Source organism: Flagellimonas aurea (genome assembly GCF_017313785.1).
Lineage (GTDB): Bacteria > Bacteroidota > Bacteroidia > Flavobacteriales > Flavobacteriaceae > Flagellimonas > Flagellimonas aurea.
The window spans coordinates 42874-63091 of record NZ_JAFLNL010000013.1 but is presented as its reverse complement, the minus strand read 5'-3'; the positions used below and the strand labels follow the sequence as shown (position 1 = coordinate 63091).

The following is a 20218-nucleotide window of genomic DNA, read 5'->3' as shown; positions in this document are numbered from 1 at the left end:
ATGGAAACATTACATTTCAATAAACTATTGCTCAGGACTGCATTTTCTTGTATGGCTTGTGATGGCGATATTGACAAACGTGAGGTCAAACTTATTAAGCAACTGCAAAAGGAACGTAAAACCTTCGGAGAAATAGACATCAATGCCGAATTGGACACTTTGTTACTTGCGATCAATAAAGACGGTCATCAATTTTTAAAAGGTTATTTCAATGAACTTACGGCTACTGAATTATCAGAAGAAAATGAATTGAAATTGATTGAAGTTGCAATAGACACCATCAAAGCAGACGAAAAAGTCGAATACAGCGAAATCAAGTTTTTTAAGGTGATTCGTTCAAAGTTGAAAATTGATAACGAGCCAATTCTTGAAAAGCGTCCTGATTTTGAAGACTACTTAGAACAAGATATTATTAGTGATTCGTATTTATCAAGGTTACAAGACGACTTTTTTGATACTCATATTTCAAATGAATTTGAGTTGATAAGTGAAATTGATGATGATATTTTGGATAACGTTAAAGACAAAAATGAATAAAAGTGAAGCTTTGATAAAGATTGCTCTAGCAATTCTGCTGTTTTTGTGCTTGCTGGATTTGGCTCAAAGATTTTAGACAAAATCGGTGACTATTGTCAGGTCTACGGATTTTATGTTTATTTTTGATGATAATTAAACACATAAAATTTGTGTTCAAAAGTTGTTTTTTGCTTACCGTGTTCTTAACGGGATTCGCTTTGGAATAGCAGTGTTAAAACAATGATTTTCAACAATATAAGATTTCGTTGATGATTCAGTCATCCCGACGAACCATGGTTTTATGACACTAAGTAAAACCTTAATTAATTGAAAACCAGAAAATTAATTTTTTCTGGTTTTTTTTATTTCCATCTGAAACCATCGATGAGGATGTCCTATAGAGTGTCCTATTTTTGTCGGGAAAAATTCCCTAAATTGTACTTCCGTAATTGATTTTTCGTGTGATTTGACTTTCGCTTAATCCAAAGTTTAACTTAAAGCGAGAACACATGAATACCTCTAACGCCTTCAGTATCAGTTTTTGGCTGAAAAAATCAGGAAGAAAAAAAGATGGACGTTTTCCAATTTATGTCCGAATCAGATGTAAAGGAAAAAATGCAGATCTCAGTGTCCATCGATCAACTTTTGAAGAACGATGGTGTCCTATTTTGGGAAAAATGGACCATAGGGCCAGTGAATCCGTTGTTGTCAACAAATATTTGGACGACGTCCGGGCAAAATTACTGGAATGCCATCGACAACTCTGTGCGGAGAGCAACTTTATAACGGCACAATCCATCAAGCTTAGATATCTGGGGAAGGACAAGGTGATGCTCACCCTATTGGACCTTTTGGAGTATAACCGAACCTATGAGTTGCCCAAACTGGCCAAAGGGACAGTCAAGAACTATTCTTCTACAGAGACCTACCTGAAACGTTTCATTGCCAAAAAATATCGGGTGCCCGATATTGGGTTGGCCTCCATTAACTATGCCTTTTTGATTGAATTTGAAAACTTCCTGCGGAACTGCGAACCCATCAAGTCGTTCCAAACATTGAACAACAATGGCATCATGAAACATATGCTACGGTTCAAGAAATTGGTGACCATGGCCTATAAATTTGATTGCATCCCCAAGAATCCCTTCAACCTCTATAAAGTGAAAATGGAGGATTATGACAGTGCTTTTCTGGAAGAGGAGGAAATCTTGGCACTGGGCCAATTGAAATTCGAGGAAAAGGGGATGGAACTGGTCCGCGATATTTTCCTTTTTGCATGCTATACTGGACTGAGCTACATTGAGATCAAACTTCTCAAACCCAACGGTATCGTATCCGGCATCGATGGGGAACTATGGATCGATGTAAAGCGCCAAAAGACCAAGACCGAAGTCAAGGTCCCCCTATTGACCAAAGCCAAGAAAATCTTGGAGAAGTATGCGGATTTTCCCAAAAATGAAGATATTGTTCTTCCTGTGTACTCAAATCAAAAGGTGAACCAATACCTAAAGATCATTGCACAAAGGGCAAATATTGATAAGCACCTAACGTTCCATGTGGCCAGACATACCTTTGCAACAACAATCACCCTTATGAACGACGTACCCATAGAGACCGTTTCCAAGCTCTTGGGGCATACCAAGCTTTCCACGACCCAAAAGTATGCAAGGGTGGTGGAAAAGAAAATCAGTAAGGACATGGCCCAATTGAAAAACATATTGGATGAGAGCAGCCATAAAATTCAAGATAACAGTGGGGTTCCCAATTTGAGAATTGTACGGTAGAGCTGTAGGGGTATTGTTATTTCTATTTAGAATACCTTTTTAGGAAAGCAGTTTTTGCTGATTTTCGGGTTGTTTTATGCGCAATATCGAATGCAGTTCGACTTCAACATATAAGACAGGACACTTAGTTTCAAGGGGTCAAAAGTCAGCTGTCGCGGAAAGGGACTCTACTTCAACGCTACTTTAACATTTGAGTCCTGTTTCTGGGCTATTTGAGAACAATTGGAATCAAAATGAACTAGGCTGAATTAAACCTATCTCTCAAGCCGGTCAGCTTGTTGATTAAATCTTTAAAGCTTTCCGTTTTACCATAGAACATGCTCTCTTTCATCTCCGCATAATCTTCTTCCCATTCCGCCATAACTTCTTCAGGTGGAATGAAATTCAAAGTTTCATAACCATGCTTTGAATAATCGATCCAAGATATTCGTGCATATACTTCTCGGTGTGCCACAATTTTGTCGTACAATGCTTTGTCCTTTATTGCCGATTCCCCAAATCCTGTATCCATCATTCTGGATACATCATATAAATGCCTTGTCATTCGATGACCTCTTATTGGTCCCCGTTCTTTTGGTTTCTGAAATTCCTCATGCAATAGGAACAGTTTTTCCAAAAATGTGCGTTGAGGCAAAACTGTGGGTATATTAACGGCTTTATCAGCAAAGGATAGGCCTCTGTACATTTCCCCAATAAACGATATAACTTCTCTATTTTCAAAGGGTCCCCGAAGTGACCTGGAGCTTATTTCAACCAGTATTCTTGGTTCTAAATAGGGAACCTTGTCGACCAATGACTTATAGCGGATTTCAATGGCCAAGGGATCAGTATCTGATTCTTCAAAATCGCGGACATGGATGGTAAAATCCTTGATGCCCATTTCATGAAGCTTATCCTCTAAATCTTGCGGCAGTATCTCGCTCACAAACTTGCATGATGCCTTTCTAAGTTTTTTAACCTGTTTTCGGGAAAGATCTCCCTCAAATTCAAAAAAGGATTTATCCATACCCAGATCTATGTCCTCCGAAAAGCGCTCAATAAGTCTCCATGCTTTGCTCAAGGATGTACCTCCTTTGAAAACCAGGTGGTTTGAATATTTGGTTTCGAATAGGGTGCGAAGGACAGCGACCACCCACCAATCCTTTTCTATGGCCGCCTGTGAAAGGCCTTTTAAAATACTTGTTTGAACAATCACTTCTCTTCTGTCCTGTTCGGATAAATCAAACCATTCCTTCATGTCGGTTCCCTTTTTGATAGTGAATTTTGCATAATTTCAGAAATCCAAACAGGAGCTAGTTTCATATCATGAACTATTGATTCTCTGTCAACCTTTTGGAGTATCATATTTATTTTTTCCAAGGTTTTGTCATCTATATTGTGTTTGCCCAATTGGCGCAGGGCTTGCATGATAAGGATATTGGTCTCACTCTTGACGGCTAGAATTTTAGGGGAAGCCTTTTTAAACTTTATTGTATTTTCCCCAACGGATATGGTACGGGAAGTTCCGTCCGTTAAGTAAACTAAATTCAAAGGTACCTGTGTGGAAAGCCCCAGTTGGTTGAGTGCCTGAATCCCAGTGGGAATAATTCTGGCCTTATCCCTTTTAGAGATTGCTTTGGCAATTTCTTCCAAAGACGGATATAACGTCCCAAGTAGCTTGTGTTCTTTGGGATATAGATAAATGCCTTGGGCCAATCGGATCAAAAAACCTTTGTCCTCTAACCTTTTCAATGCTTGCCTTATCGCTTCAGATGTACCGAATTTGGAAAAGTTTTTCGGGAAAAAAATTTTTCCACGCTTATGGTTCGAAATTGAATTTTTTATAAGTTTTTCAGTGGGTATGGGCATTTTGTCACTTATTTTCCGTCACAAATTTAGTAAAAAAATGTGACGAATAAATTTTTGGGGAGACAAGAGTGAAAATCACAAAAGATGGAGGGTGTAAACCTAGTGCTGTTGGTCTTGACCAACAGCACTAGGCAAATTTTCCACATGGTAAACATCGGTGTTCATGAGCTATTTTGATATTTCAAGTGAATTGTGAACACCGATGTTTACCATGTAGTGAAGTTAGTTTTTTCCAGGAAGAAAGTCAATGGGGTAGGGGCTTTGTCGACGGTGTGTTATAAACAAATTAATGAACAGTGTGCTCTTGGGCCAAAATTCTTAAACTTGTCTATATGCATGGTAAGGGCAACCATTGGGTTCCCAAGGAGCGCTTTTGAAACCATTATAAATCACATCAGGTACCAACGCTTGAATTTTGCCTTATAACTTTTATTTTCTTACCAATATTCCCGAAAGTTAAGCTCGCACTATTTTCTCGGACAAGGGACGGCATAAAACCGTTCCGATGGTCACTGTTTATATACTCTCTTTCTGAAACGAATTTTGAGGAACTGCACGGGATGTGGTTCCAAGCCTTTAAATCCTTGCCCGTGGGTGCTATTATCCATAAGCAGGATAGGTATCAAAAGAAAGGTTATGATGCTAGGAACCTTCCAAGGGATACCTTTCTGGCAAAGGCTACCCATGATTATTTTGTAGGTAGGGAGCATTTGGACCATCAGAGTTATCTCTTCTTTGTACTTCCGCTTGACAAGGCCATTAATGCCACCAAATATGTCAATCCCTTTCGAAAAGTGGAGAATGGTCTTCACCGTAAACTGGATGTGCAGGTAGCGGAATTTATTACTTCGGTGAACGATGCGGTATCCTATGTCAACAACTCCAAAAGCGTGTCCATGGTTCCCATGGAACCTGAAGCAATATTGGAGCATACCCAGGATTATTTCAATGGATACAATCAAGGTTTTGATACGGATATCCAGTTTGGAAAAGGCCCCATAGAAATTGGGGACCATTATTTCGATGTGATGGCCATGAATAATGAAGGTTGTTTTGGTGAAACCGTGCAAAGCAGTGTGCCCAATGGGAAATTCAGTTCGGACGGATTCAATTTTCACAAGGGTTTCTTGGACGGTCTCGGACTGGAATTGGGGGAAAACCATATCATCAACCAGATCCTTTTTCTGGACGATACCCATCAATGGCGTAAACAGTTGGACAAGAAAATAGAGGAACTCTCCAAGAGCTCCAATTTTGGTTCACAGAACAAAGTGGTTCGCAACAAGGTCCAACATATCTTGGACAGGATCAATGGGGATGATACCGCACGAATCGTTCGTGGCCATGTGAACATTGTTTTCTGGCATACGGAAGTTGGCGTGTTAAAGCGCATTGTTTCTGGCATCAAGGCGCAATTGAAGGAATTGGATATTCGACCCTATCATCCCAACGGGGAGGAGCGCAAACATTATTTTTTGAACTCCTATCCCAGTCATGCTTCCAACCTTTCCAATGAGGATCTTTTTGTGATGGACCTAAAGGCGGCCCTTTGTCTGTATATCAACAATACCAATTATCGCTCTGATGAAACAGGAATCGTTTTTAACGATAGACAGTACAATATTCCTGTGGTCAAGGATATATGGGATAAGGGGAAACGGCGTATCAAGGCCCGAAACTTTGCCATATTCGCCCCGACCGGGGAGGGGAAATCCTTTTTGGCCAATAATATTCTACGTCAATACTTTGAGGCCGATGTACGATTGGTCATTATCGATCTAGGGGGTTCCTATGCCAAATTTGCCCAATTGTATCCCGATGATCATATCATATTGCGATACGAACAGGGGAAGAATCTGGGCATCAATCCCTTTTACATTTCAGAACAGTCCGATTTGAATCCCGAACGCTTGGAAGATCTGGCCCTGTTCCTTTTGGAGCTCTTGGCGGAAAGCCATGTGACCAAATCCAAGGAAGTGGCCTTGAAAAAAGTGTTGTTGCACTATTATAATAAGATCATGGAGGGGCATTCCTTGGCTTCCCTATATCAGTTCGTTGATAGGAACAAAGATACTTTGATCGAGGATACACGGGTTCAGGAATCGGATTTCAATGTCTATGGATTTTTGCACATCCTTTCCGAATATGTGGACGGGGGACTGTACAGTTTTCTGTTTCATATGGCAGAAGATCAGACCTATAAAATTGAGGACAAGCGTTTAATTGTCTTTGAGTTGGACGAGGTGCGCGACAATAGGGAAATCCTGTCCGTAATGCTCAAATTGATCAAGTCGGCCATCCAACGCACCATTTGGCGAAACCGTTCGGAAAGGGGCATTATTCTTTTCGATGAGTTTGCCAAGCAGCTCAAGTTTCCCAATGTCCTGGAGAGTGTGGAGTTCTATTACCAGGCCATCCGAAAACAGAACGGGGCCATTGGGATCATCCTGCAATCCATCAACCAGTTACCTGAAAATGCCACTTCGGCAAGTATCCTGGAGAATACCCAAGTAATTTATAGCCTGCGGAACGAGAAGGGCTATCATGAATTGGTTAGACGGTTGCACCTCTCCAACCATGATCTCAATCAATTAAAGTCCCTTAGAAACAATCTTACCGGGGTGCGCAAATACACCGAAATCTTTATCAAAATCGGGAAGGAAAGCAATGTCTTTCGCTTGGAGGTACCCCCAGAGGTCTATGCGGCCTATCTCACCGATGGGATGGAACATGGTCAGATCATGGAACTCTTTGCACAGTTCGGGGATATGGAACGGGCCATTACGGAATTTATAAATCAACAAAAGAAAATGATATGAAAATAGATTGGAAACAAACCTTATGGAACAATCCCCGATTGTGGATCTTGGCGCTGATCTTGGCCATTTCCTTGTCCGGCCGTGCTACGGCCCAGGGGATGCCGGTGTATGACAACACGAACTTTATCAGTATGACGAAGTCCTTGTTGGAATCGGCCAAACAGACCTCTGAACTGCTAAAGACCGTGGAGTTTTTAAAGGAACAGAAGGACAATATTGTCAAGGTCAATAACACCATCAAACAACTGAAGGCGCTTCGGGAATTGGCACGTAACAACGAGATTTTATTTCGAACGGTACAGAACGATCTTCGTGATATTCTGAACTCCCCCTATATCAAGGCGGGGGAAGTGGAACAGGTATCCAAAGCCTTTGAGCAGATCATGGATACGGCCATTGATGACCTGGATTTTGTATACCAGATCTTGTCTAGTGATTTTTTGAAGATGACCGATGCGGAGCGTACCGCCATTTTGATGGAAAAGAAAGTCCAGTCCCAGGAAATGGTGGCCGAGCTTGAGGTCAAGACCCGTCGCTATCGAGAGATCATCTCCTTTCGGAGGATGCAGGATATTATCAATAATCGGGAAACGGAATACTGATGGCGGGATACTTTTTGGGCATAGGATTGGAATATGTGGATGCGGTCTTTCAGACCATCAAGGACAGTGATTTCTCCCAATATACCATTGTGGGGATGAAGACCTTGGCCGTCCTGTTCTTTTTGATAAATATATTGAAGAAATACAATGAGGGCATCGCCACCATCGATGGCCATACCTGGGGATTGACCCCAACGGAACTGGCCAAGAATTTTTTGGTGGTGCTGCTGGTCATTTTCTCCACAGAGGTATTGGGAGTCTTCGATGGCATTTTGGTGGCCATTGAGGTCCAATACCGGGACACGGCTCCGGCACTCCTCCCATTGCAGCTGCAGGATGTAGATCTGGAACGGGATGTGGGTGCCTTGGAAGCCGCCAAAAAGGCCATGGCACTGTTGTATGAGGCCCTGGTGACCCCTTTGTACGGTTTGAAGGTCTTGGCCTTTATCATCGGGGTCATTCTTTGGTTGATGGACCTGTTCATCTATCCTTTGTTCCTTGCGGAGCGGTATTTCCTGTTGGGAATCCTACAGGCCTTTTTTCCCTTGGTCATCAGTTTGGCCGTCTTTGAGAAATTCAGGCCCTTGGCCTATCAGTTTTTTAAGTTGTATGCAGCTGTATATATGCTGGTGCCCGCCTTCTTTTTGGTCAATGTCTTCGTCAACAACCTTTATACGGAGATCAGTACCAACTTCTGGGGGAACCTCTTTGGTTTTGATTTTGGGAGTGAATTCTTTGCCCCGATCATTGAACTCGGGACCATTGGCTTTATTGTCTTGCTCAAATTTAAATTGTACCGAAGGGCGACCAGTTTTACCCTTCGATTGTTCACCGGTTAAATTGAAGTCTATGAAAACACCTTTTAAAAGTATTGTTCATGTGCTGCGGCTCAACCGTTTTGTGGTTCTTGCCGTGGTTATCGCCTCGGTTTTGGTCTGTATGGTTGCTATGGTCCTAGTGGGCAGGATATACCGTGAATCGTTGAACGGGGCCTTCGTGGTCAATGGGGAAGGGGAGGTCATACCGCTTTCCTGGGCCGAACAACGGGATCATCTGGAAGTGGAGGCCCTGGCCCATTTGGAACAGTTTCATAGGTGGTTTTATGGGGTGGATGCCGGCAGTTATGAGAAGAACATGGAAAGGGCCCTTTGGTTGGGCAATGCCTCCGTTGGTGCTGTCTTTCAACAGAAAAAGGCAGACGGTTTCTATAACCGGTTGTTGCAATATTCCCTTGTGCAAGAGGTCATCCGAATCGATACAGAGCTGGATTGGGATGGGTCTTCCTTTGCGTTTAGGACCCAATTGCATATACGGATCAATCGGGGAACCGTCACCGATACCTATGAACTGGTGACCTCGGGACATTTGATCCAGGTGGAACGGAATTTTCCCCATAATCCTCATGGATTGTTGATCACTGATTTTTTTGAAAACTCACTTCGTAAACTAGAAACTCATGAAAACACAGAAGAATAAAATAGTTTTTGTGCTGGTACTGGCATGTATGGTACTCTTTATCACCATATATAGCATCGTCACTTTTGGTAAGCCAAAAAAGGAAAGCCTTGATGTAGGGAGGATCCCCATGCCGGATCTGGAGGACACTTCGGTGGAGTTTGAAACCAAACTGGAAGCCGTGGAAGCCATCAAGGTGGAAAAACAATCCACGGCACCCCAAGTGTATCCCGACCACATGGTGGATGATAAAGGGTATTTCAATCCCGATTATATGGAATATGAAAAGCAGCGTATCATAGACAGCGTCTATGATATCAATGCCTTTACTGCAAAAAAAAATTCTGTATCGGATGCAGGTGTAATGCCCAAGTTGGGGACTGTAAAGAAGGTAAAGGTAGACGATGAAAAGTTGACAATGGGTTCCCCAAGGACGGAAACGGAGCTAGGATTGGTACATCAACTGTTCTTTGCCTCCAATCCAAAAAGGAACCGTTCCGATGGAAATTTACCAACTACTGCTGTGGCCAAGGTGTATGTGGATGGGGACCAGACCCTTCGGGATGGACAACGATTGGACTTGCGACTCGCCCATGACTATGTTGTGGATGGGAAAAGGATGCCAGGAGGTACCCGCCTCTATGGCTTTGTAAAGATAAGGCCCAACCGGGTGATGGTGGAACTTACCCGATTGGGGACAACCCTTATGGATATGCAAGCCTATGATGCCCAGGATGGGCAGGAAGGGATTTATGTGAAGAACCATCTGCGGGGTGAAGTGGTGGATCGGTCTTTGGATGAGGGCCTTGGAGAGATCAATGTGCCGGGTGTGCCCCAGTTCAATGGGATCAAACGCATATTTCAGCGTGATCAACGTACCGTTAAAGTTCAGATTTCCGACCATTATCAATTTTTCTTAATACCTAGATCATGAGAACACTAAACGTCATCATTGCAGTAATGCTAATGGCCTATGGGCACACCGTATCGGGCCAAAAGGTTTTGGACACCATCCAAGCCAATTCACAAATGAACGTGGCCCTCTTTTTTCCCAGTCCCATCAAACAGGCTATAACGGGAAACACTAAAGCGATCTTTACCTATAACCGGGAAGAAGCTCAATATTTTGGGCTATTGCAGGCCACAGCCAACACCATTACCAACCTTTTGGTGGTCACCATGGACGGACAAGCATATGAATTTAAGGTGGCCTATAGGGAAAACGTTGCCCAAACCCATTTTTTTGTGGACAAGGCGCACAGCATTGGTCCAGTACAGCCATTACCTGGTAAAAAAGGGGATTCCTTGGCTTCCCACACAGCTCGATTTGCTTTTTTAAGTGGATTGCTATCAAGTGATGGAAATGGTGCCTTGGCATCGGTGCGAAGAAAGGGAATCCGATTGCGGTTGAAAAGGTTGGTCTACCGAAACGCTCAAGTATTTATGGTCGTAGAGGTGCACAACCGATCAGGCATTGATTTTGAAGTAGGCACCCTTGAGGCCCTAAGGATAAATGGCAGCTTGAAACGGAGATCCTCGTATCAAGAAACCAGGTTGGAACCCCACTATATCTTTGAACGACCCAAAATTATTAAAACCGGGACTTCCCAACGATTTGTACTTGTGCTACCCAAATTTGTCCTATCCCATAAGGAGCATCTAAGACTGATTCTCTTGGAAAGCCGTGGAGGCAGAAGGTTGGAGCTCAACTATTGACCTATCGATAAAGAGAAGTGGAATCCCTTATAGGGTATATAATTTAACATGAAAACAAAATTTTGCCATAACAAAGGTTATAGTGTTGGCCAAGAAAGGAAATGAAATAGGAATGGTACACCTCAGGAAAAATGGAACTGGCTTCCAGCTGTATTAAAAGCATTGGCACATCAGCATATCATTGTCATCCAACCGTCCGATTCAAGTCATGGATAGTTTGTTAGTGAAGGAATGAAAGGGACATCAGTCGCAACAACCTGATCCATTGCTGGAAGTGTAGATGGCGACTTTAGAATTCCTAAAGATTTGAGATCTATTTTTATACCATAAATTTATGGTATGAAGATCCTTATTGCAGAAGACGAGACCGAACTCCAGAAATCCATTGCCACCTATTTGGAAAGGGATGGCAATGTCTGTGAAATGGCTTCAGACTACCACGAGGCCCTCTATAAGATTGACCTCTATGAATATGATCTGTTGGTCCTGGACATCAACCTGATCACCGGTAGTGGATTGGATATCCTAAAACTGTTGAAGCGCAACCGTTCGGAGACCCCGACCATCATCATCTCCGCCAACAATTCCTTGGACGATAAACTGGAAGGATTGGATCTGGGTGCCGATGACTATTTGACCAAACCCTTTCATTTGGCCGAACTCAATTCGAGGATAAAGGCGGTTTTGAGAAGGGGCAAGTTTGGGGGCAATGACCGTTTGGAGTTCCACGAGATTTCCATTGATACGCGCTCTAGGACCGCTTATGTCAATGAGCAAGCCCTTTCCTTGACCCGTAAGGAATTCGATCTCTTGCTTTTTTTTGTCACCAATAAGGGACGGGTGCTTTCCAAAGAGATCATCGCCGAACATTTATGGGGGGATCATAGCGATCTTGCGGATAATTTTGATTTTATTTATGTCCATATCAACAACCTGCGCAAAAAATTGACCGAAGCAGGGGCCAAGTATATCAAAACGGCCTACGGAAGTGGGTATAAGTTCGTGGAAGAGTGATCTATGGGGGATACCTTGAAAAAAATACGATTGATCAGAAAGACCTCCAAAACTTTTTTGGGGATCAGTGCCCTGTTGATGTTGGTCAGTACGGTGGCCCTTTATTTCTATCTGAGGAACCTGCTCCAGTCTGAAGTGGAGGAAGAGCTCCGTTCGACAGAGGCACGGATCGAAAGTTCCCTGATCGAAAATCCGGAGCCTTTTCAATTGTCCCCGGTGGTCGAGATCCAAAAGGTATCCCGGTTGGGCAATGAGGTGCTAAAGGATACCATCATCTATGATCCCTCACAAGATGAAATGGAAGAGTTCAGGGAACTGTCCACCTTCTCCGCCATCAATGGTGAAAATTATAGGATCACGGTCCGCGCACTTGTGGTGGAATCGGAGAATATCCTGATCGCCGTGGTCATTTCCTATTTGGTGATCATCCTTTTGGTATTCCTGTTCCTGTTTTATGTGAATCGTTCGAGGAACCAAAAACTGTGGACCCCTTTTTTCCACAACCTGGAGCAAATGAAACGGTTTTCGCTCAGCTCCGATGCTCCCATCGCCCTGATGGACAGTGGAATCCTGGAGTTCTCCGAATTGAATTCAGAGATCAAGATCTTGACCAATAAGGTCCGTTCGGATTATCGGAACCTGAAACAATATACGGAGGATGTATCCCATGAGATGCAGACCCCCTTGGCCATTATACAGGCAAAGATCGAGAACGTGATCAATATGGAGGAACCATTGGACGACCAGCAGTTCGAACAACTCACTTCCATCCAAAGGGATATACAGCGACTCTCCCAAATGACCAAGCGCTTGACCTTGTTGACCAAGATCGAGAACAACCAGTTCGCCAATATCGAGCAACTGGAAACCCAGATCCAAGGGGTGGTCATCAGTAGTATAATTGAAAGGGAGCAGGTAGTGAATATCCGGTTGGTATTTCCCGGCACCAACACCAATTCGGTTTCCGATATCCAACAAATGACCCTGCAATTGCCCAGTGGGGATATTGTACCCTTACAAAAAGTGGCGAAAATTGAAATAGGGAAGGGAGTGGCAGAGATCAATCGGGAAAACCAAAAATCCATAGGGGTCGTTACGGCTCGCTTGAACAACAGGGACCTTGGGTCTACCTTGACCGATATCCGAAACAATCTGTCCACGAAGATCAGCCTTCCCCCGGGGTATCATATTGAATATGGAGGGGAATACCAGCAACAACAACAGGCTTTTAAGGAATTGATGCTCATTTTGATTGCCGCGGTACTGTTGGTCTTTACCGTCATATTGTTTCTGTTCAGAAAGATCAAGATTGCTCTTGCCATCATATTCATTGCCATTTTAGGGGTTGCAGGTTGTCTGTTGAGTCTATTATTGACAGGAACACCTTTGAATGTAGGAAGTTACACAGGTATCATTATGATAGTTGGGATTATCGGGGAGAATGCCATTTTTACCTATCAACAGTACCAAGAATGTGATGTTTCGTTATCACACCCACAAAAGATCGAATATTCCATAGCGCAACGATTGCGGCCCAAATTAATGACAGCCACTGCCGCAATCATGGCCTTGATCCCCTTGGCCCTGGGTATCGGAGCAGGGGCCCAGTTGCACCAGCCCTTGGCGATTGCCGTCATCGGAGGGTTGGTCTTCGCATTGCCATTGTTATTGGTGGTACTTCCAATTATACTTAAATTGTTGAAGGAGTAAAAACAATTTAAAAGATGCCATTGATTGGAATTGCTTTGTCAGGAGGAGGTGCAAGGGGAGCTGCCCATATAGGGGTCCTTCAGGCCCTTAACGACCACGGGATATTTCCGGAAGATGTTTCCGGATCCAGTGCGGGAAGTATCATCGCGGCATTGTACTGGTTTGGATATACCCCGTTGGAGATTCTAGACCTGTCGCACAAAAAGGAGTTTTTGAAGATCTTTAAATTGGGAATCTTCAATAAGAGATTCACTTTACTGAAGTAACACAAATATGATTTATGTTTTTGTATTAATAGTTATTCTTCTATTTTTTGTTTATAACTATAGAAAGTCGCAACGGCGTAAACCTCGGCCTTTTCCTGGTCACTGGCATGAGCTGGCAATGGCTTATGTGGTTTACTACCGAAATCTTCCTGGAAACAAGCAAATGCTATTTCAACGCAGAATGATGGAATTTCTAAGTGAAGTCTACATTGAAGGTGTGCGATTGGAATTACAAGATCTTGATAAGGTTTTGATTGCGGCAAGTGCAATTATACCTGTTTTTGGATTTGAAGAGTGGCATTATACCAATTTAAGTGGAATCTTGTTATATCCCGATTACTTCAATGCGGACATGCAATTCAATGGTAAGGCAAAAACACGGAATATTGGTGGAATTGTTGGTAACGGACGTTTTGAAAAACAGATGATATTATCAAAAAAGGCATTATACCATGGTTTTGTGAACCAAAGTGATAAAAGCAATACCGGCATACACGAATTTGTACACCTTTTAGATAAGCTTGATGATTTTGCAGATGGTATTCCGGAAAGATTATTAGAGCATCAATATACCATACCTTGGATAAATTTGATCCATAAGGAAATGGAAGCGATAAACAGTGACCATTCTGATATTCGAAAATATGGTGGAACAAACGCTGTTGAATTTTTTGCAGTTGCTTCAGAGTATTTTTTTGAACGTCCAGATTTACTCAAAAAAAAACATCCAGAACTTTATAACATGTTGGTTGTGTGCTTTATGCAGAATCCTGAGGCCTGAATTCATAATTGAATTATATCATTTGCAATTGATCAATTTTAAAAGCTGATTCGTAGATGCCCCAATCTTTTTATGCTTACCTCCCAAACCAGGATCGTTTAATAGTATAATAACCTTAATTTTAAGCAGCAAGGGCAAATGTGATTAACAGTTAAGAGTGATTTCTCTAAATTTTGCGTGAATTTGGGTTCTGTTTGTGGTTATGAATCCTTTCAGGAGATAATAGGTCAGATTTGGTGTCGGGATCCAATATAATGTTCCGATCAATTGCTTTAGGGTCATTAAAATGTCCCAGAATGGTTTTGCCACAATACGCCGTGAGCTTAATTTTCTTCAATTATTAGATTAGAGATTACTTAGACCTTAAAAATCGTATTCCAATTTTAAACGAATTTTGGCCTTGTTTAATTTTTTTTAACCACGTTAAAATCTTTTCGTTTCTCATTTCGGAATCCTATGATTCAAAAAGATGGTCTCTTTTTGAAATCTATCTTTTATTTTTTTCTTCTTTTACCCGACATTTCTAGTATTTTGATTTGAAAGACGACTGGAATGCCATTAGCAGATGATTTACTGGAAAATTCATTGATGAACCCTACCTCTCTGTTTTCTTTTCTACGGATAATGTCCTTCACGCCTTCGGTGAATAGATGTAATTTTTGTTTGGCACTACTGCCTCGAATTTCTTCGAATGTACCTTGTAACATGACCGATTCCCAATTGGATATGGATTGCACTTGTTCGACTTGAACGGCAACCGATTTGTTGGCTCGCATCGCATCGATTTTATGGCCTTCCGAGGTATAGCTAATGATCGTATTGTCCGTAGGGTCAAAATAATAGGTAAAGGGAATCACATGGGGCTTCCCTTGCCATAGATAGGCCAAGTGGCCGAGGTAATTGTTCCTGAGTATGCGTTCGATCGCGTTTGGTGTTAAATCTGTCATTATTAATGTATTTCAATATTACTAATCGTTTTATATGTATGGTGCCTAGCGCAGTTACAGTTTGCATTCCGCCACTGATTGTATATTTCCTTATTTTAGGTTCTTGTGCCGTATGGTTTGCTGCTCGGGTCGTAAAGACAGATAAACGAGCCCAACCATTTAACCACTTGCCAACATATTATAACCTATAATTTTTCAAAAACCTTAAATGCGGAAGAAAGGTCAGAAAAAGCATAATCGTTCGTACCATTTGGTAAAAAATCCAATTACCCAACTTATTGAATATACCGGCTCTTTGTCTTAGACTCCCCTTTGTAATTTCGCTACACTCGCTTATAACTATTTCAAAGTCAGCCCGAAGGTTTTCGGCAAATTCTACTGAGTGAACCTCTACGTTCATTTCAATGCTGCCATAGCAACTAAGACTGTTCAAGTTAAATGAACCTACGGTAGACCATTTGTTATCAACCACCGCAGCTTTACCGTGTACTACGGATTTGTTCCACTCATAGATTCTCATATGGTCGTCTAGAAAAGAGGAGTACAAATGTTCGGTTGCCCTACGCACCAAAGGCACATCGCTAATACCCGCTAAGATCACCGTTGTTTTTATTCCTCTTTTACACGCCTTTTTCAAAGCCTTTGCCAATCTGTTTCCAGGTAAAAAATACGAGCCCACGATTACAATTTCCTTTTCGGCATGAATGAAGGCGTTCGTGTAGGTATCACAGACTTCCGTTTTTTGCTGTAGCCAGTCGTTTTGTAAAATACCCACGAGTGCACTACCGGCCGAATGTAAAACTGGTGGTATTTTTTTTGAACTCCCTTTTTTGAAAAAATAATCGCTACACAATATTTGTAGATTCTTGGCTGCTGGGCAGTTTAACTGAACGGCATAGTCCAACCAAGGTTCCGAACCTGTGGTTCCGTGGTACTTATCGGCAATATTGATTCCGCCTATCAATGCCATTTTTTCATCGGCGACCACAATTTTATGGTGCATCCGCCTGCCGATATAAAAATTGTTCAGAGAGAATAAAGGTGAAAAAAAACGAAGTAAAATACCATGCTGCACCAAATCCTGGGCAAAACTATTGGGTAATGCAGCGCTACCATAGGCGTCCAATAAGACATATACCTTTACCTTTCGTTGAGCGGCTTTCTTCAAACAGGAGGCTATACGGTTTCCCGTATCATCGTTTTCAAAAATATAGGTCTGTATATGGATTTCTTTTTCTGCCTTATCGATTAACTTTTCCAGCCTTAAAAAATAGTCTTCTCCCGAACGAACCAATTCAACATATTTCGAATTGTCAGCAGCATTTTGAAGTGCTGTTTTACTACATTTTCTATGATCCATCCCTAAAGTTTTTTATGCTTAAGGGCCCGTCAATCCCTTTATTTGGTCGCTTCAAAAAGTAAACCAGTCCCATAGCACCAAAAATGGTTGCACCGGCAATAATAAAAGGGTAATAAAACCCACCAGCTATCAGCCAAGTCCCCAGTACCGGGCCCAAAATCTGTCCGATACTGTTCGTGGAACTTTGAATGGATATATTCCTTCCCGTATTATCCCGGGAAATCAAAGAAATTGCCGAAAGCAGGTTTGGTGTCACCATGGCTCCCCCAGCTGCGAAAATTATTATGGTACCGTAAATGTATAGTTCACCGCTCACAAAGGGGAAGACAATTAACGAAACACCGGATATTAATAACCCTAATGTTATTTGCTGTTTTGAGGTCAGCATTTTTTCGCCATAGGTCGCGAACACAGGCTGCAAAACGGCCATTACCGAACCACAGAGCATAAAACCGATACCCACCTGATTGGTTGTAAATGCCAACTCATCCTTCCCATAAATTGAAAACACGGTCTCAAACAGGGTAACCACAAACTGTATCGCAAAGGATAGGAGCAACAAAATGATAAAATAGTTACTCAGGGAAAAACTGAATTTGACCGCCTCAGAAACAATACGTTTTTTTATTTCGGTATTCTTCAGCCATTTTATGATTATCAGCAATACCACAAAGCCCAAAAGAGCAGCCAAAATAAAGGGAACCGAAAAACCGTCTAAGTGGAACACCCCAAAAGAGTATGTATAATGTAGGTTCGTTTGCGACAGAAATCCCCCCAGAACAGGGCCAAATATCACCCCGGAACTGATAGCGACCCCAGACCAGGCCATTATTTTGGTCCTTCGCTTTTCAGAGGTAATATCACTTAAATAGGCATTACTGACCGGAGTGACCGCTGACGTAAAGATGCCCCCTATGATACGGGCTATATATAGCATCGACAGAGAAGTGGAAAGACCGGTTAGCAAGTTCATCACGACAAAACCTACAAGCCCCAATAGTATTATAGGTTTACGGCCGTGTTTATCGGAAAGCTTGCCCCAGACGATAACGAACAAGAGTTGGAACAACGGATAAATACTGGTCAACATTCCGATATGGAAGTTGATAAGGTCCGTATCCAGATTGTCTTTTAAAGCCAGTTTTTCGGTATAATATGGGAGGGTAGGCAATAAAATGCCGTAGCCCAACATCACTACGAACAAACTCAATAAAACTAGAAATATTCTACCGAGTTTTTCTTTCCTGTTCATCAGTTGCTTCCGATTTTTCTTTTTAACAATTGAGCGTTTATGGCAACAATGATGGTACTCAAGCTCATAAATACGGCACCTACTGCTGGCCCCAACACAAATCCAGAAGAATATAAAACCCCAGCCGCCAACGGTATGGCCACAACGTTGTAGCCTGTTGCCCACACCAAATTCTGGATCATTTTGTTATAGGTGGCTTTACCGAACAATATCAGATTGGCGATATCTTTTGGGTTACTGTTTACCAAAATGATATCGGCGGTTTCCGCGGCAACATCGGTACCGGAACCAACAGCAATTCCTACATCAGCTTTTGCCAATGCAGGTGCGTCATTGACCCCATCTCCCGTCATGGCCACAAACTCTCCTTTGCTTTCCAGTTCTTTTACGATTTCCACTTTTTGATGGGGTAGCACCTCGGCATAATACCCATCCAAACCAAGTTTGTCACTCACAGCCTTTGCTGTTTTTTCATTATCGCCCGTAGCCATTAAGACTTTGATGTTATTCTTTTTGAATACTTTGATGGCATCGGCAGATTCTGGCCGTATTTCATCGGCCAGCGCAATATATCCTGCTAATTTTCCATCTATCAGAACAAAAACTACGGTCTCTGCGGCATCACTAAAGGCATCTTCGGTAATTTGGATTTTTTCATCCCGAAGATATCCCGGACTTACTACCTTGACCTTCTTACCCTCTACGATTGCCTCTACACCCTTGCCCGTTATGGCGTTGAAGTTTTTGGTCTTTGGAATCTCGATGTCCTTTTCTTTGACCTTTTTGATGATCCCCACGGCGATGGGGTGTTCGGAGCTTAGTTCTAGAGCACTGGATAACCTCAGAATTTCATCTCTGGTGTACAATTCGTTCACTGATTCAATTCGGGTCACCCCAAAATCACCTTTGGTCAATGTTCCCGTTTTATCAAACAATAAAGCCGATATTTTTCGGGATTCTTCAAAGGCCGTTCTGTTTCGGATCAATAAACCATTTTGGGCAGATACCGCTGTAGATATAGCGACAACCAACGGAATGGCAAGACCGAGCGCGTGTGGACAGGCAATGACCATGACCGTTACCATTCTTTCCAATGCAAAAACAAATGGGAAACCTAAAATCAGCCAAACCGCGAGTGTCCCAAAGCCAATGGCCAATGCAATATAGGTCAGCCATTTGGCCGCCCGATCTGAAAGGTTCTGCATCTTCGATTTCGTGCGCTGTGCCTCATCGACCATCTTGATCACCTTGTTCAGGTAACTGTCCTTTCCAGTATGCTCTACCTTTACCCTTAAGGTACTATTGCCATTTATGGAACCTCCGATGACCTTATCCTGTACTTCTTTTTTTACCGGTTTTGACTCGCCTGTCAGCATCGACTCGTTCAGGTAGCTAGATCCTTCGGTGATGATGCCATCCGCAGGTACTTTCTCGCCGGGTTTAACCAATATGATGTCATCTTTTAATAAATCCTCTAGTTTTACATCTTGAATTTTATCACCCACAACTTTATGGGCCTCAGCGGGCAGCATACTGACCAAAAGTTGGAGTGCCTTGGATGCGCCCAGCACCGATTTCATTTCCAACCAATGTCCCAACAGCATGATGACAATCAAGGTGCTCAGTTCCCAGAAAAAGTCCTCCCCAGGGAGTCCGAAAACTGTAGCGGCACTATAGAAATAGGCCACACTTATAGCCATTGAGATTAGGGCCATCATGCCCGGACCCTTGGATTTTATTTCATTATAAAATCCCTTTAAAAATGGCCAGCCGCCCCAGAAATAGACAAATGTTGATAGTGCAAATAGGATATACGGATTTCCGGGGAGCAATAGGTCATACCCAAAAAACTCCTGTATCATTGGCGATAAGAACAATATTGGGATGGTAACGATTAAAGATATCCAAAACCGTTTTCTAAAATCCTTGACCATCATTTTATGGTGGTCGTGCCCCATTTGTCCGTGAGCGGGGTTATGGCCCGAATGGTCTCCACTTCCGTGATCCATTTTAGAATGGTCTTCTCTTTGGTGTTGCTTTTTGGAGGAGTCCATCTTAGCATGGTCATGGTTACTGTGATCCATTTTTGAGTGATCCATCTTAGAATGGTCCATTTTTTTGTCCTTGTGCTCTTTGTGATTGTCCATA

Annotated in this window: 18 protein-coding genes; 12 read left to right on the top strand and 6 right to left on the bottom strand. The window is 42.5% G+C overall.

Annotated features, from left to right (window positions below; genetic code table 11):
• Positions 1-537 (top strand): hypothetical protein, encoded by a 537-nt coding sequence (locus J0656_RS17765; RefSeq protein WP_207036278.1) that lies wholly within the window; start codon positions 1-3, stop codon positions 535-537.
• Positions 538-1025: 488 nt separating this feature from the next.
• The gene (locus J0656_RS17760) at positions 1026-2300 is read left to right on the top strand and encodes a site-specific integrase (RefSeq protein WP_207036276.1); all 1275 of its coding nucleotides are present in this window, start codon (positions 1026-1028) and stop codon (positions 2298-2300) included.
• 238 nt (positions 2301-2538) lie between these two features.
• Here the strand turns inward: J0656_RS17760 and J0656_RS17755 are convergent, their stop codons facing one another.
• Positions 2539-3537 carry a nucleotidyl transferase AbiEii/AbiGii toxin family protein gene (locus tag J0656_RS17755; protein ID WP_067036131.1) on the bottom strand — a complete coding sequence of 333 codons (999 nt, stop codon included), beginning with the start codon at positions 3535-3537 and terminating at the stop codon, positions 2539-2541.
• Positions 3534-4148, bottom strand: a complete 615-nt coding sequence (locus tag J0656_RS17750) for a DUF6088 family protein (RefSeq protein WP_067036133.1) — start codon at positions 4146-4148, stop codon at positions 3534-3536. Before J0656_RS17750 ends, J0656_RS17755 begins: the two co-directional genes overlap by 4 nt.
• Before the next feature lie 422 nt (positions 4149-4570).
• Here J0656_RS17750 and J0656_RS17745 point away from each other — a divergent pair, with 422 nt between their 5' ends.
• The 10 genes from J0656_RS17745 (at position 4571) to J0656_RS17700 (ending at position 14511) form a co-directional block, all read left to right on the top strand.
• Positions 4571-6967, top strand: a complete 2397-nt coding sequence (locus J0656_RS17745) for a TraG family conjugative transposon ATPase (RefSeq protein ID WP_207036384.1) — start codon at positions 4571-4573, stop codon at positions 6965-6967.
• Positions 6964-7569: a conjugal transfer protein gene (locus tag J0656_RS17740; RefSeq protein ID WP_036379007.1), complete on the top strand. Its 606-nt coding sequence runs from the start codon at positions 6964-6966 to the stop codon at positions 7567-7569. Before J0656_RS17745 ends, J0656_RS17740 begins: the two co-directional genes overlap by 4 nt.
• Positions 7569-8408, top strand: coding sequence for a hypothetical protein (locus J0656_RS17735; RefSeq protein WP_036379004.1), 840 nt, complete (start codon positions 7569-7571; stop codon positions 8406-8408). Before J0656_RS17740 ends, J0656_RS17735 begins: the two co-directional genes overlap by 1 nt.
• A gap of 10 nt (positions 8409-8418) precedes the next feature.
• Positions 8419-9045 (top strand): conjugal transfer protein TraK, encoded by a 627-nt coding sequence (locus tag J0656_RS17730; RefSeq protein ID WP_036379002.1) that lies wholly within the window; start codon positions 8419-8421, stop codon positions 9043-9045.
• The gene (traM, locus tag J0656_RS17725; RefSeq protein ID WP_036379001.1) at positions 9026-9958 is read left to right on the top strand and encodes a conjugative transposon protein TraM; all 933 of its coding nucleotides are present in this window, start codon (positions 9026-9028) and stop codon (positions 9956-9958) included. Before J0656_RS17730 ends, traM begins: the two co-directional genes overlap by 20 nt.
• Positions 9955-10740, top strand: coding sequence for a DUF4138 domain-containing protein (locus tag J0656_RS17720; RefSeq protein WP_036379000.1), 786 nt, complete (start codon positions 9955-9957; stop codon positions 10738-10740). The genes traM and J0656_RS17720 overlap by 4 nt, the downstream gene beginning before the upstream one ends.
• A 339-nt stretch (positions 10741-11079) precedes the next feature.
• Positions 11080-11754, top strand: coding sequence for a response regulator transcription factor (locus tag J0656_RS17715; protein WP_036378998.1), 675 nt, complete (start codon positions 11080-11082; stop codon positions 11752-11754).
• Positions 11755-11784: 30 nt separating this feature from the next.
• Positions 11785-13464 carry an efflux RND transporter permease subunit gene (locus J0656_RS17710; RefSeq protein WP_226789937.1) on the top strand — a complete coding sequence of 560 codons (1680 nt, stop codon included), beginning with the start codon at positions 11785-11787 and terminating at the stop codon, positions 13462-13464.
• A gap of 14 nt (positions 13465-13478) precedes the next feature.
• On the top strand, positions 13479-13730 hold the full coding sequence (locus tag J0656_RS17705; protein ID WP_081894152.1) for a patatin-like phospholipase family protein: 252 nt from the start codon (positions 13479-13481) through the stop codon (positions 13728-13730).
• A gap of 7 nt (positions 13731-13737) precedes the next feature.
• A complete protein-coding gene (locus tag J0656_RS17700; RefSeq protein ID WP_036378992.1) occupies positions 13738-14511 on the top strand; it encodes a M90 family metallopeptidase in 774 nt (257 codons plus the stop codon).
• Positions 14512-15005: 494 nt separating this feature from the next.
• On the opposite strand, the gene J0656_RS17695 is transcribed toward J0656_RS17700, so the two are convergent.
• The 4 genes from J0656_RS17695 to J0656_RS17680 form a co-directional block, all read right to left on the bottom strand.
• Complete coding sequence (locus J0656_RS17695; protein WP_036378982.1) at positions 15006-15458, bottom strand: pyridoxamine 5'-phosphate oxidase family protein; 453 nt, start codon at positions 15456-15458, stop codon at positions 15006-15008.
• A gap of 178 nt (positions 15459-15636) precedes the next feature.
• On the bottom strand, positions 15637-16818 hold the full coding sequence (locus J0656_RS17690; protein WP_119647138.1) for a phospholipase D-like domain-containing protein: 1182 nt from the start codon (positions 16816-16818) through the stop codon (positions 15637-15639).
• Positions 16808-18070, bottom strand: a complete 1263-nt coding sequence (locus J0656_RS17685; protein ID WP_207036274.1) for an MFS transporter — start codon at positions 18068-18070, stop codon at positions 16808-16810. The genes J0656_RS17690 and J0656_RS17685 overlap by 11 nt, the downstream gene beginning before the upstream one ends.
• Positions 18070-20217: a copper-translocating P-type ATPase gene (locus J0656_RS17680; RefSeq protein ID WP_036378979.1), complete on the bottom strand. Its 2148-nt coding sequence runs from the start codon at positions 20215-20217 to the stop codon at positions 18070-18072. The genes J0656_RS17685 and J0656_RS17680 overlap by 1 nt, the downstream gene beginning before the upstream one ends.
• Between the last annotated feature and the right edge of the window lies 1 nt (position 20218).